This is a genomic window from Paraburkholderia aromaticivorans (genome assembly GCF_002278075.1).
In the GTDB taxonomy this organism is placed as follows: Bacteria; Pseudomonadota; Gammaproteobacteria; order Burkholderiales; family Burkholderiaceae; genus Paraburkholderia; species Paraburkholderia aromaticivorans.
Map to the genome: position 1 here is coordinate 2,853,158 of NZ_CP022990.1, position 12,761 is coordinate 2,865,918.

Here is a 12,761-nt window from a genome sequence, read left to right on the forward strand (position 1 = left end):
TCATGAAATTACTTGATCAGGAACGTTCGGCCGACGCGCCGGGCGAAAAGGAAATCACGCTGGCCGACGTCATCGCATTGTTGGGTGAGAATCGGCTTCTGATTGCGCTGACCACCGCGGCGATGCTACTTCTCGGCGCTGCCTACGCTTTTGTGGCCACGCCGTTATATAGAGCCGACGTGATGATTCAGGTCGACAGCGCTCCCGCCAACGACACGCTCAACGACAAGCTTGGAGATCTGGCATCGCTGTTTCAGAGCAAGGCGTCGACCGACGCTGAAATTGAACTCATCCGTTCGAGGAGTGTGGTCGAAGAGACCGTCCGGAGTTTGCATCTCGACGTCAAGGCAACGCCGTACCGGCTTCCTCTGATTGGCGCTCTGGTGGCACGGTATGTTCCCGTAAGCACTCCCGCGAATCCCGTGTTTGGGATGCGTAGTTTCGCGTGGGGTGGCGAAAGTCTGGATGTGACGCAATTCGACGTCCCTGCCATGCTTTACGAGCAGTCTTTCAAATTGATGGTGGGGGCCGACCAGGCGTTCGAACTTCGCGATCCCGACGGCCGCACGGTGCTGCACGGCCATATCGGTGCCCTCGCGCAGGGTATGACACCGTATGGTCCGGTGCAACTAAGAGTGCATCGTCTGGTTGCGCGCGCCGGTACGTCGTTCAATCTGGCGAGGGCTTCGACGCAACTGACGGCAGCGGATCTGCAAAGGACGCTCGATATCGGCGAGAAAGCGAAACAGTCGGGCATTGTCGCGATTTCGCTCGAGGGCGCGGACGCCGCGAGGACCGCTGCGACCGTCAACCGAGTTGCGAGCATTTACGTTCAGCGAAATGTCGACAGGAAGTCCGCGCAGGCGCAGCAGATGTTGCAGTTCCTCAGCGAGCAACTGCCCCAATTGCGCGCCGACCTCGACGAAGCCGAGGCGAAATATAACGCGTTCCGCACCCAGTACGGCACTGTGGATCTGGAGGCCGAAGGCAAGCTTCTGTTGCAATCGATCGTCGATAGCCAGACGAAGTTAGTCGAGCTACAGCAGCAACGTTCGGCTCTTGCGCAGCGCTACACCGCCGAACACCCGTCCGTGCAGGCAATCGACGCCCAGATCGTGGATCTGCAGAGACGGCAGGGCGTCTTCAATGCAAAAGTGGCCGCCTTGCCGAACGTTCAACAGCAGGCACTGCGTCTCCTTCGCGACGTGAAGGTCGATACAGACCTGTACACCAAGCTGCTGGATAGCGCGCAGCAGTTGCATGTTCTGAAGGCGGGCCAGTTGGGCAACGTTCACACGGTCGACTATGCGGAGGTGGCCGAAAGACCGGTCAAGCCGAAGAAAGCCCTGGTGATTGCGTTGTCGGGCATTGTCGGTTTGCTGCTCGGATGCTCCATCGCCTTGATACGCAGCACCCAGAATCGTGGGCTCGAGACCCCGTCGGAAATCGAAGGCGCGGTTGGCGTGCCGGTGTACGCGCTTGTATCGAGGAGCACGCGGCAGCGGGCGTTGCAGCAGGCCGCGCGTGGTGGCGCTGCGGGGTTGAATGTGCTTGCGGCGGTTCAGCCTGACGATATCGCGGTCGAAGGAATCCGGAGTTTGAGAACGGCATTGCAATTCGGTCTGCTCAAATCGCACAACAATATCGTGATGTTGACGGGGCCGCGACCCGGTGTGGGCAAGTCATTCCTCTCCGTGAACTTGTCTGCGGTGCTATCGGCGGGTGGTAAACGCGTGCTGCTGATCGACTCGGATATGCGTCGGGGCAATGTCCACAGGTACTTCTCGCTTCCCAGCAAACCGGGCCTGTCCGATGTGATTGGCGGAGTCGAGGCATCCAGTGCTGTCCACCGCCAGGTTCTGCCGAACCTCGACGTACTGATGAGTGGAAGCGTGGCCTCCAGTCCGGCTGAAATGCTGATGAGCGATTCCTTCGGGAAATTGCTGACGCAGTTCAGCAAGCTGTACGACGTGGTGATCGTCGATTCGCCGCCGGTGCTGGCCGTGACCGATCCGGTGCTGGTCGGCAAACACGCCGGCTTGAGATTGCTCGTCGTTCGTCACGGACGTCACTCGGCCGCCGAACTCCAGGAAAGCGCCCGCCAGTTGAGTAGTGCCGGCCGTGCCGTTGACGGTGTCTTGTTGAACGGCGTTCCCCCGCGTGCCAGCACGTACGGCGCGTTCTCCGAGTACGGGGCGGATAGGGCCAAGTGATGGATTGCGCTACTTGAAAGACGATTCGGTCCGGCTCCAGGGGAGCTGTGCGAACACAAACTGTTTACGGATAAAGAGAATAAATGGATTTTGAAACTGTTTCGGTAGTGGGTCTCGGCTACATCGGGCTTCCAACGGCAGCCGCATTTGCGGCGCGCCGTAAGCGCGTAATCGGGGTAGACATCAGTCAGCACGCGGTCGACACCATCAATCGTGGTGCCATTCACATTGTCGAGCCGGAACTCGACATGCTGGTGCACGCGGCGGTAACGCAAGGCTATCTGCGTGCAACCATCACACCCGAGCCGGCAGACGCGTTTCTTATCGCGGTGCCGACGCCATTCTCGGACGGCTACAAACCTGACCTCCGCTTCATCGAGGCGGCGAGCCACGCAATTGCGCCGGTACTCAAGAAGGGTGATCTCGTGGTGCTCGAATCGACTTCGCCCGTCGGTACAACCGAACAGATGGCAGCCTGGATGGCACAGATCCGTCCCGATCTCACTTTCCCTCAACAGGCGGGCGAGCAATCAGACATCCGCATCGCTCATTGTCCGGAGCGCGTGCTGCCGGGGCATGTGATCAGGGAGCTGGTTGAGAACGACCGGGTAATCGGCGGCATGACGCCACGGTGCAGCGAACTGGCGCGTGAACTCTATCAAAGCTTCGTGCGCGGGGACTGCATCCTGACGGATGCCCGCACAGCCGAAATGTGCAAGCTTACCGAGAACTCGTTCCGCGATGTGAACATCGCCTTTGCGAACGAACTCTCGATCATCTGCGACAAGCTCGACATCAACGTGTGGGAGTTGATCCGCCTTGCAAACCGGCATCCGCGCGTGAGTATTCTGCAACCGGGGCCCGGGGTGGGTGGACATTGCATTGCCGTCGACCCCTGGTTCATTGTGGATTCCGCACCGGAGCAGGCGCGCCTGATTCGAACCGCGCGAACAGTCAACGACGACAAGCCGGGCTATGTGATCGACCGCGTCGAGCGCGCGGCGCGACGCTTCAAGGATCCGGTGATTGCGTGCCTTGGACTGGCGTTCAAAGCGAATATCGACGACCTGCGCGAAAGCCCGGCGGTCGAAATCGCCAACGAACTCGCGGAGCGATTCGCGGGCCAGGTGGTGGTCGTCGAACCCAACGTCAGAACCTTGCCGGCGTCGCTCGACGGCAAGGTGAGGCTTTGTGAACTGAATGAAGCGCTGCTGGAAGCGGACATCATTGTCATTCTGGTCGACCATGCGCAGTTCCGGCGCGTGGATCCGGTTCGCTTCCAGGCGAAGGTCGTGATCGACACGCGCGGCGTGCTGGCGCATGCGTAGTCCGGCGCGCCTTTCAACCTTCGCACGCAGAGGAAACGCGTGAGCGATCAACATGCAACGCACGCGGATCCGGCTGTGAAAGCGTCTCGCATCCGCACGAACCTTCTCGCCATGATGGTGTGGCAAGTCGGCAATTATCTTGTGCCGCTGGCGACGTTTCCTTATCTGACGCGCGTGCTCGGTCCGGCGCAGTTCGGTGTGCTGGGCTATGCGACGGCGATCGCAACGTACGGTGTGCTGGTGACGGAGTGGGGATTTTTTCTCAGCGGTCCGAAGGCTGTGGTCGAACGTCGAGGGCAACCGGGAGCACTTAACGAGCTCGTCTGGTCGACAATGATCGCGAAAGCGTGCCTGTGCTCGCTCTCATTCGGAGTGCTGCTGGTCGTCGTTTACTTTGATCGCAAGCTGGCTTCGGTCTTTCCCGTGGTACTCGCCGCATGGCCGATGGCGGTCGGCAACGTTTTTACACTGAACTGGTTGTTACAGGGACTCGAGCGGTTCCCGGTATTTGCGACAGTGGCGTTGGCGGGACGCATTAGCGCCTTGCCGCTGACGTTCGTCTTCGTTCGCCATAGCGACGATGTTGCTTTCGCAGCCGCAATCCAGGGGGTGAGCGCGCTTTTGACGGGAATGTTTTCCCTGATTGCCGCATGGCGCCTCGGCGTTTTGCGGCTTCCGTGCGCATCGGTGCTTTCGGTCTGCCAGCGCATTCGGGAGAGCGCCGACATGTTCATTTCTTCAGCATCTGTGAGTCTTTTCGGCGTAACGAACGCAGTCATTCTTGCGTCGCTGACGACGCCGTATCAGGTGGGCGTCTATACGGCCGCCGAGAAGCTGAAGACCGTTGCCAACATGGTGCCGGCCCAAATCAACACGGTTTGCTACCCGCGTATCGCTTCGCTGTTCCGCGCGCAGCCCCGGTCGGCTGCCCGGCTTACGGCGATTGGCGCGCTCGCCGTAGTGTCGGCGTCGCTTGCCGGACTGGCCGTCATCGCCTATGCATCGTCACCGCTGACTACATTGATCCTGGGTGCCGGCTATACAGGTGCCGCGTCGCTGCTCAAGCTGCTTTGCCTTGCGACCGTGTTCGGCAATCTCGCCTATTTGCTGGGTTTGCAGGTACTGGTGCAGTTCGGGAACGTCCGTGTCCGGTCGTTGCTGATGCTGGCAGCCGGCGTGCTGAACGTTGGACTCGCGATCGTTTTGACGCCGCGTTTCGGGGCCGAGGGCGCGGCGGCGTCGCTTCTCGCCGCGGAGGCGGCGTTGCTTGGCGCGTATGTGTCGATGATTTTGAGCAAACCATTGCTGCGGCACCACTTTACCCAATTGTGGATTCGATGATGCAAAGCCTGGTACCTGTTCATATCGTATCCCTGTCCCGTTCCGGCCGTCGCGACGCCATCGCCCGGGTACTCGCCGATCGGGGCGCCACGTATTTCATCGAGGAGGCAGTCGATGGGCGTGCTCTTACGCAAAGCGAACTGGATGCCGCTTACGACGATACGGCGGCTTGCCGTCGTTACGGACGCTCGATGACCCGCGCAGAGGTGGCGTGCTTCATGAGCCATCGTTCGGTGTGGCGCAAGATCGTCGAGTCGGGGCGTGCTGCGGTGATCCTCGAAGACGACGCGATTCTCGAGCCCGCATTTTTCGAGGGCGTGTTGCGTGCGAACGACTCGGAGTTGTCGGCCATTGCCGACATTGTTTTGCTTGGACGATCCAAGTTGCGCCGCGCCGACGCATCGTGGACCTACTTTAATGAGCCGCTCAGACGGGTCACCGGGGTTGGTGGACTGCGTGTCGGTCTTCCGTTCAAGCAGTGGACGTCGGGATCCGTGGGCTACTGGATCTCCGCGCGAGGCGCCGGTCAGGCGCTCGCGTACTCGTATGGCCCAGTCGGTGCCTTGCTCGACGACTGGCCATGGCATCGCGACTCGGGCGGTGCTCGCGTAGTCGAATTGCGTCCCTATGCAGTGTGGGAGGACTTCGAACGGTTGCCAAGCAGTATCGATGAGGAACGTAGAGCGCGTATAAGGTCGCGCGCGTCGTTGCACGATGCCGCACTTTGGCCGCTGCGTCTCGCGCGCACGGTGGCTCGTTGGAGTGTGGTTGCACTGCAGCGGCTTTCGTTCGTCAACGATGCGGGAAGCGTGCGTCATGATTGAAGACCTATCCTTGCAGCGCAGGGGCGGATTGACGGTACAGAAGCCGACACGCCGGCCCCGACCGTCATTGATATGGATTGTGTTTGCCGGAGGTCTCGCGCTGTCACCCTTCGCGGACTACCTGTCAGTGCGGGCAGCGCACGGATTCGAGACCGCGGGCGGTGACGCGCGTTACTCGCTGTTCGTCCGCGGGGGCATGGTGACCGGGCTGCTACTGTTTCTGCTGGCGAGCGGTCGCACCAGGCTTTCAAGTTGGCATACGGCGCTCCTGCCTGTGCTGGCGATCATTGCTTCGGCTGGGACGTACGCATTCGGGGATGTGACGATAGCCGAATTCACGCAGCAGACGGTTTTTGTTCTCAAGGTCTTCTCCTTTTTTGTCTGTCTTGCAGCCCTCTCGCGAATGAGTGACAGGCAACTCGAGAGGCTCGAGCCGATTGTGCGCTTCACGCTATTTGCGTATGCGTTGGCAATCGTGGCGGGCGCGGTGTTCTCGATTGATATGTTTCGTAGCTACTGGGCTGAAACGCAGATCCGCGCTGGCTACAAGGGCATTGTGTACGCGCAGAACGAAGCTTCTGCGCTGATGATCGTGGGGCTCGGCTATACCCTGCTGAAAGTGATGAAATCGGGCTGGTCGGCATGGAATGGCGCTCTGTCAGCGAGCATCGTGCTGGCTTCCTGCCTTGTAGGCACCAAAGCCGCGATGGTCGGAGCGGTTGCCATGACATGTTCGTACTTCTACTGCCGATACGGCGTGCTTCAGGCGACCGTCCGCACACTGGCGCTCATCGCAGTATTGATTGGCGCCGCGGTGGCCGCCTACGTGTCGCTGCCGGGCGTACGAAGCGCCGTCGATCTCAGTGTGCAATATTTTATGTATCAGCATGACCACGCGGGTGACGGCGGAGTGCTCACCATGGTTTTGTCCGGCCGTGATGTCAAGTTTTCGACTGTGTGGGATGACGTGGCGAGCGAGGGCTTCGTGCCGCTGCTAACGGGCGGTTATCCGGTAGTGCGCTATCTGGTTGAGATCGACGTGCCGGATCTGGTGTTGGCAATGGGTTTGCCAGTCTCTATTTACTATCTTTGGGGCGTGGGCAAGGCATTTGTACATCGCGGAAACGGAGCGGTGCCGGCCTTTGGAAAGTGGTTTTGTATCGTCTTGATGGCAACGGCTTGCACCGCGGGGCACGTGCTTGTCTCAGCAGTCGTGAGCCCGTACCTGGCCATGGTCGCTGTGCTCGTCGAACGTGCCGCTGCAGATCGCCACCCTCTAACAAGAGGAGCGGACGATGAGTGATCGGCGGGGCAATCACGCACACTTGCCTCATGACGCAGCCCCTTTACGCGTGCTGCACGTGGGGCCGGGACAAGGTCAGCGAGGCGGCATCGCCTCTGTTCTCGCTGAGCTGGGTGCGCAACGGGGAAGGTTTCGGCATGCGGGCATAGTTGTGACTATCTTCGAAACACATGGTTTCGAGAACATAAGATCACTGCTGTCTTTCCTGCTAATGGATATTCCGCGCTTTCTATTCGCGATGCTAAAAGGTGTCGACCTGATTCATTTCCATGTGTCGGTTCGAGGTTCGTTCTACCGGAAATTCATGTTGTATCTGCTTGCGCGGCTTTGCGGCAAGAAAACAATCTTTCATCTGCATGCAGGTAATTTCCAATATTTTTTGACCCGTAGTGGGTGGGCTACTCGCAAGGCGGTGCTGTGCTTCGTTCGCGGAGCAGACGCGGTGGTGGCTGTGTCATCGGCAATTGCGACGGAGCTCAAGAGGCATCAGGGCGCGGCGCGCAATCTGTATGTGATCGGGAACACCGCGTATGGCGCCCAATTGGCGGCAGGTGCGGCCTTACGTGATTCCCATGACGCCAAGGGCGCGGACATGACGCCCTATGTCGCTTTTGCCGGTCGATTCACCGAGGGCAAGGGGCTCGACGAGTTACTGAGGGCGGTTGCGTCCGTGAATCGACGGGGTCTTCAAGTTCAACTACGGTTGGCAGGTACCGGTGATACGAATAGATGGACTCGCGCGGCGATCGATTACGGCGTGTGCGACCAGGTCCACTTTGTCGGTTGGTTGCAGGGCGATGCAAAGCTCGCGTTCTATCGGGACGCGGCCGTGTTTTGCATGCCGAGTCATTTTGAAGCGTTCGGCATCTCGACCCTGGAGGCCATGTTTATCGGTTGCCCCGTGATCGGTACGCGGGTCGGCGGTTTCCTCGATCTGGTCGAGGAAGGAGTGACTGGCTATCTCGTCGGTTGTGGCGACGCTGACGAACTCGCGGAAAGGATCCTGCAACTGGTGGAGAGCCCCGATCTTGCCCGTGCGATGGGGCGGCAAGCCGTATCGAGAGCCTCGAGCCGCTATTCGGTTGACGCGATTGTCAGTCAGTATGTTCGCTGCTATCGGAACGTGGGCGAATCCAAAGGGGAGTGACTTGTATGAGGTACAGATGGGCACTGATTTGTTTTTCAGGAACCTTGGGTATTGCCCACGCCCAGGATGTCGGGGTCGTATGGACCGATCCGCAAATGGCCGCATTGGTGAGCACGTACGACAAAGTGTTCTCGGCGCAGTGGGAGGACGGTATCAACGCAGGCATTGGGGTTCAGGCAAATCCCGGTGATATCGCCGTGGTCGATGATCCAGCGGTAGCCGGACGCAAGGCCTTACGTGTTCATATGATCCGGTCCGAAGACTTTTCCAGGGTCGCGAACGGTGTTCCCCGAGCGGAGTTGATCTTCCCGAAAGCAGTGAGTTTTTCGCAAGGACCAGACTATCTGATCAACTGGAGCACGTTTATACCGGTCGGGTTTAATTTCGACGCCAGGCAAGCGGTCATTCTCACCCAGGTGCACCAGGGCGAATGGACCGGCGGCCCAACAATCGCGCTGAGTTTGCAAGGTAAGCAGTACGCCATATCCGAGCGTGGAGGGGCGAATACCACGACCGTTTCCGCGGGCAAGTGGCTGTGCTGCGCCGACGCTGACGAGGGAAAATGGGTGAACTGGTCGCTGCGATATGTCGCTGACGATTCCGGCCACCACGCTTCGACCCAACTATGGAAGGACGGGCGATCGGTGTTCGCATCACAAGGGGTGCCGAACGCCTACATAGGCGTTCAGGATGCCTATCTGAAGTTGGGACTGTACAAGTCTGGGTGGAAAAGTTCAGCCTCGGATGTCAGCGAGATTACGTTGTTTTTCGGACCGGTCTCGGTGTCGAAGAAATAAAGGCAAATCCGTGGCAAACGATTCACGTGTGGATGTGACAGAACAGGCAGGGAGAGTGGTGTTATGAAGCGTATTGAGGTATTCGGATGTCCGATGGATGCAGCAACAATGGACGAAACGGTTGCCCGGATATTAACTCGCATTGTTGCAGGGCAATTCACCCAGCACGTCGCGGTCAATGTGGCGAAGCTCATACATATGCAGACCGACACAGAGCTGGCAAAGTCGGTTCAAGATTGCGACCTGATCAGTATCGACGGAATGGGTGTGATTTGGGCTGCGCGAATGCTTGGTCATAAGGTGCCGGAACGCGTTGCGGGCGTCGATCTATTTGACCGGTTGCTAGCGGAGGCAGGCAGGGCAGGGTTGCCGGTGTACCTGCTTGGCGCGACTGACGAGGTGGTCGCACGCGTGGCCACGATATGCGCCGATCGCTATCCCGATCTCCAGATTGCCGGATATCACCATGGCTATTTCGGCGCTGATCAGCAATCGGTTGTCGATCGCATCCGCGAGTCTGGCGCGCGGCTGCTGTTCGTGGCAATCACCTCGCCCACCAAGGAAAATTTCATCAACCGCTGGCAGGCGGCGCTTGGTGTCGATTTCGTCATGGGGGTGGGCGGAACGTTCGACGTCGTGGCCGGTAAAGTCAGCCGGGCGCCACGCTGGATGCAAAGGGCCGGTCTGGAATGGTTCTTTCGAGTGCTGCAGGAGCCGCGCCGTATGTGGCGCCGGTATCTGGTGACGAACAGCAGGTTCGCACTTATGTTAGGTAAGGCGCTGATCGTCCAGCGGTAATCCGGGCAGGCCGGCGGTTGAACGTTAGTCAAGGAAGTCGTCCATGTTGTACATCTATCGCATTGCGAATCTGCTTTATCGTCTGCGCGTACCTTTCTTGCCATGGGTATTGAAGGTTTTTAACCGCGTCGTCTTTTCCGTATCCTTGCCGCCCTCGGTAATAGTTGGGCGCAACGTCGTATTCGGCTATCAGGGGCTCGGTATCGTAGTGCACCGGCACGCGGTGCTAGGCAACGATATCGTCATTGCACCCCACGTGGTGATTGGGGGCCGTGGCCGGCCGGGTGCGCCGGTAATTGAGGACAATGTTCTAATCGGCGCGGGCGCATGCATACTGGGGCCGGTGACGATTGGGCGGAACGCGAAGATCGGAGCCAATGCCGTGGTTACGTTCGACGTGCCGCCGCATGTCACGGTGGTGGGTGTCCCCGCTCGAATTGTCCAGCCGGGGTAGAGCGGTCGAACGACTTGCGCGGGTGTCCTTACCCGCGCCTCACCATCAAAAACCCCACCCCAATCGCCGCCAGAAACCCCCCACAACACCGATTGAACCACCGCCGCACCGTCGCACGCACGAGCCACTTCCCAAGATACATCCCAGCCCACGAATACAACGCGATCGCAAACCACTCCAGCACCAGAAAACTCGCCCCGAGCAGCGCGAACTGCGGCAACATCGGCTTGGAGATATCGACAAACTGCGGCAAGAACGCGGTAAACACCAGAATAGCCTTCGGATTACCCGCAGCCACGAGAAACTCCCGCCGCGCGACACGCGCAAGCGAGGCATCGTCCTGCCGCGTCGTGTCGATGGTCGGCGCGTCGCTGCGCCACAACTGGATAGCGAGCCAGATCAGATAAGCCGCGCCAGCCAGCTTGATCGCGAGAAAGAACCACTCCGATGCGTGCAACACAACCGCGAGTCCGGTTGCGGCGAGCACGAGCATCGCGGCGAACGCGACCAGGCGCCCCGTGCCGCCGATGAACGCGGCCATGAAACCGTGACGCGCCGCCACATTGATCGACAGCAGATTATTGGGTCCGGGCGCCAGATTGATCGCGAAACAGGCGGGCAGAAAAAATAGCCAGGCGGTGAGGGACATGACGGCTCGCACGGTGAATGGACGTTGGGGGCCCATCGCACGGCAGAACGACGGACCGTGCGATACTCCCCGGCCCATTGTAGCGAAACCCGTCAGAACTCACCCGGGCGTCCTCCGGGGTCGCCGTCAATTCACCGCTTTGACAAACCCCGGATCGCCGATCAGCGCGTCGACGCTCAGCTTGACCGTGTCCTCGATGGCGATGGTGTTACTGGTGAATTTCGGCGATTTTTGCTTGACCGTCTTGGTGGTTGAAAACACAACCTTCTCGGTCGTGGCGTCGGTCACCACATAGCGCATTTTGAGCGTCCAGAACGCTGGCGAGCGCGTGTCGTCCACCGTGAATTTTTCGATGCTGCCGCTAAGGACCCGCTTGCCTGCGTCGAGATGAAAGCCCGCGATCTTCAGGCTATTCACAATGCCGTTGCGCACCGTTTCATTGATGTCGTCTTTGAGCACGATGCCCGTCATCGCCGTGTTTTCTATGCGGTTCGGCGAGACCTCTCCGTTGCGGGCCGGCATGTAGGGAAAGTCGCGGGCAGGGGCGACGCTGAGCCAGCCGGTGGGATGCGCCGCCGCGCGCGGCGTGCTGTTCAGGCCAAACCACGACCAGGAGCAGGCGGACAGCATTAGCGGCAGCGCGATCGAGCCGCATCCCTTGAGCACGGTGGTCGTCAACGGCGAATGCATGGGACTGAGCGATGGCGGCAAAGACGCGCTCCGATGCGGCGACTCAGGCGCTGTGCTGGAAAAAGCGGCGGTCGAGGTCAGAGGAGTTACCCTTTTAAATGGAGTCATTCCGGAGAATAAACGACATGGTAACAGCGACCCGGTCCCATGCATCTCTTAAAGAGGTCACGGCCCGGATTGACGCAGGGCTTCAACGGGCCTGCTCATCATAACCAGCAAGCCTTGCAATAGACATCGCGTCAATGAGCGGCGGTTGCCAGGCATGCGTGCGCGCCTCGGGGAAAATCGATGCGACACGTGTTATCTCACGACAATAACAGCCATGCATGACATCCAGTAACGCGTGGCTCGACAGTGGGCCGTCCTGCACTGCGCATGCCTTCAAGCGTATTAAGGATCGCAAACAAATAGGCAGGCGCACGGCAGCGGCGACTCCTATCGAGTCGCCGAGTCTCTAGTCGAACCCTGCTTTACCCTGCGTCATATCCACCAACGCTCGCCTCGCGTCATCGACCGCGTTGATGGGCAAACGGATCGTCATCTTCACCAGCATCGCGTAGGCGCTGTCCACCAGCGCGTGGCCTTCGGCGTCGATCCATCGGCGCACTTTGGCTTCGTCGGCGTAGCTGACTTCGACGGTCAGCGAAACCTGAGCGATCCGTTCGACGCGCGGCGCATCCAGCAAAGCCGACGCAATCGCATCGGTATACGCGCGCACGAGCCCGCCGGCGCCGAGCTTCACGCCGCCGTAGTAGCGCACGACCGCGGCCAGCACGCCGTCCAGATCGTGATGCCGCAGCACTTCGAGAATTGGCCGGCCGGCGGTGCCGGAGGGCTCGCCGTCGTCGGACATGCCGGACTGGCCGCCGGCCAGCAGCGCCCAGCAGACATGCGTCGCGGCGGGATGCTCGTCGCGCAGACGCCGCAACTCGGCCATCGCGGCATCGCGGTCGGCGACCGGAATCGCATACGCGATGAACCGGCTCTTGCGAATCTCGAGTTCCGCGCTCAACGCCGCGGGCAGGGTATAAGTGGGCAAGGCAAAGACTTCGGTGAATGAAAGAATTCGGGCCGCAAGTGGCGCCGCGCCCGCCATGGTAACGGATCAGCCGCCGCGGACGGCCTCGGCTTGCCAGGCGTGCACGACTTGAGCACCGTCATTCCGGCCGCGGTGGTCAGGGTGTGTCGCGATCTGGCGCCTCCATGCCGCGCGTTAA

Annotated in this window: 12 protein-coding genes; 9 read left to right on the forward strand and 3 right to left on the reverse strand. The window is 60.0% G+C overall.

The window, feature by feature from the left end; all coding sequences use genetic code 11:
* Positions 1 to 2 precede the first annotated feature (2 nt).
* The 9 genes from CJU94_RS32325 (at position 3) to CJU94_RS32365 (ending at position 10,205) form a co-directional block, all read left to right on the forward strand.
* Entirely contained in the window at positions 3 to 2,213 is a 2,211-nt protein-coding gene (locus CJU94_RS32325; RefSeq protein ID WP_095422590.1) for a polysaccharide biosynthesis tyrosine autokinase, read from the forward strand.
* A gap of 83 nt (positions 2,214 to 2,296) precedes the next feature.
* On the forward strand, positions 2,297 to 3,541 hold the full coding sequence (gene wecC / locus CJU94_RS32330; protein WP_095422591.1) for a UDP-N-acetyl-D-mannosamine dehydrogenase: 1,245 nt from the start codon (positions 2,297 to 2,299) through the stop codon (positions 3,539 to 3,541).
* Between the two features lie 114 nt (positions 3,542 to 3,655).
* Positions 3,656 to 4,882 carry an oligosaccharide flippase family protein gene (locus CJU94_RS32335; protein ID WP_244221100.1) on the forward strand — a complete coding sequence of 409 codons (1,227 nt, stop codon included), beginning with the start codon at positions 3,656 to 3,658 and terminating at the stop codon, positions 4,880 to 4,882.
* Positions 4,879 to 5,706 (forward strand): glycosyltransferase family 25 protein, encoded by an 828-nt coding sequence (locus CJU94_RS32340; RefSeq protein WP_095422592.1) that lies wholly within the window; start codon positions 4,879 to 4,881, stop codon positions 5,704 to 5,706. Before CJU94_RS32335 ends, CJU94_RS32340 begins: the two co-directional genes overlap by 4 nt.
* On the forward strand, positions 5,699 to 7,009 hold the full coding sequence (locus CJU94_RS32345) for an O-antigen ligase family protein (protein ID WP_157763832.1): 1,311 nt from the start codon (positions 5,699 to 5,701) through the stop codon (positions 7,007 to 7,009). The genes CJU94_RS32340 and CJU94_RS32345 overlap by 8 nt, the downstream gene beginning before the upstream one ends.
* Positions 7,002 to 8,156, forward strand: a complete 1,155-nt coding sequence (locus tag CJU94_RS32350; protein ID WP_095422593.1) for a glycosyltransferase family 4 protein — start codon at positions 7,002 to 7,004, stop codon at positions 8,154 to 8,156. The genes CJU94_RS32345 and CJU94_RS32350 overlap by 8 nt, the downstream gene beginning before the upstream one ends.
* A 44-nt stretch (positions 8,157 to 8,200) precedes the next feature.
* The gene (locus CJU94_RS32355) at positions 8,201 to 8,953 is read left to right on the forward strand and encodes a heparin lyase I family protein (RefSeq protein WP_244221033.1); all 753 of its coding nucleotides are present in this window, start codon (positions 8,201 to 8,203) and stop codon (positions 8,951 to 8,953) included.
* Between the two features lie 63 nt (positions 8,954 to 9,016).
* Positions 9,017 to 9,751 (forward strand): WecB/TagA/CpsF family glycosyltransferase, encoded by a 735-nt coding sequence (locus tag CJU94_RS32360; RefSeq protein ID WP_167397590.1) that lies wholly within the window; start codon positions 9,017 to 9,019, stop codon positions 9,749 to 9,751.
* A gap of 43 nt (positions 9,752 to 9,794) precedes the next feature.
* Positions 9,795 to 10,205 (forward strand): serine O-acetyltransferase, encoded by a 411-nt coding sequence (locus CJU94_RS32365; protein ID WP_095422596.1) that lies wholly within the window; start codon positions 9,795 to 9,797, stop codon positions 10,203 to 10,205.
* Positions 10,206 to 10,233: 28 nt separating this feature from the next.
* Here the strand turns inward: CJU94_RS32365 and CJU94_RS32370 are convergent, their stop codons facing one another.
* The 3 genes from CJU94_RS32370 to CJU94_RS32380 all read right to left on the reverse strand — a co-directional run bounded on the left by CJU94_RS32370 (position 10,234) and on the right by CJU94_RS32380 (position 12,640).
* Positions 10,234 to 10,854 carry a LysE family translocator gene (locus tag CJU94_RS32370; protein WP_095422597.1) on the reverse strand — a complete coding sequence of 207 codons (621 nt, stop codon included), beginning with the start codon at positions 10,852 to 10,854 and terminating at the stop codon, positions 10,234 to 10,236.
* Between the two features lie 126 nt (positions 10,855 to 10,980).
* Positions 10,981 to 11,544 (reverse strand): hypothetical protein, encoded by a 564-nt coding sequence (locus CJU94_RS32375; protein ID WP_244221034.1) that lies wholly within the window; start codon positions 11,542 to 11,544, stop codon positions 10,981 to 10,983.
* A 454-nt stretch (positions 11,545 to 11,998) separates the two neighbouring features.
* A complete protein-coding gene (locus CJU94_RS32380; RefSeq protein WP_095422598.1) occupies positions 11,999 to 12,640 on the reverse strand; it encodes an IMPACT family protein in 642 nt (213 codons plus the stop codon).
* Positions 12,641 to 12,761: the final 121 nt, after the last annotated feature.

What these genes read in the sequence shown, in the direction of transcription:
- CJU94_RS32375 (WP_244221034.1), bottom strand. Translation starts at nt 11,544, where the DNA reads ATGCATTCGCCGTTGACGACCACCGTGCTCAAGGGATGCGGCTCGATC.
- CJU94_RS32340 (WP_095422592.1), top strand. Translation starts at nt 4,879, where the DNA reads ATGATGCAAAGCCTGGTACCTGTTCATATCGTATCCCTGTCCCGTTCC.
- wecC (WP_095422591.1), top strand. Translation starts at nt 2,297, where the DNA reads ATGGATTTTGAAACTGTTTCGGTAGTGGGTCTCGGCTACATCGGGCTT.
- CJU94_RS32325 (WP_095422590.1), top strand. Translation starts at nt 3, where the DNA reads ATGAAATTACTTGATCAGGAACGTTCGGCCGACGCGCCGGGCGAAAAG.
- CJU94_RS32365 (WP_095422596.1), top strand. Translation starts at nt 9,795, where the DNA reads ATGTTGTACATCTATCGCATTGCGAATCTGCTTTATCGTCTGCGCGTA.
- CJU94_RS32335 (WP_244221100.1), top strand. Translation starts at nt 3,656, where the DNA reads ATGGTGTGGCAAGTCGGCAATTATCTTGTGCCGCTGGCGACGTTTCCT.
- CJU94_RS32345 (WP_157763832.1), top strand. Translation starts at nt 5,699, where the DNA reads ATGATTGAAGACCTATCCTTGCAGCGCAGGGGCGGATTGACGGTACAG.
- CJU94_RS32360 (WP_167397590.1), top strand. Translation starts at nt 9,017, where the DNA reads ATGAAGCGTATTGAGGTATTCGGATGTCCGATGGATGCAGCAACAATG.
- CJU94_RS32350 (WP_095422593.1), top strand. Translation starts at nt 7,002, where the DNA reads ATGAGTGATCGGCGGGGCAATCACGCACACTTGCCTCATGACGCAGCC.
- CJU94_RS32380 (WP_095422598.1), bottom strand. Translation starts at nt 12,640, where the DNA reads ATGGCGGGCGCGGCGCCACTTGCGGCCCGAATTCTTTCATTCACCGAA.
- CJU94_RS32370 (WP_095422597.1), bottom strand. Translation starts at nt 10,854, where the DNA reads ATGTCCCTCACCGCCTGGCTATTTTTTCTGCCCGCCTGTTTCGCGATC.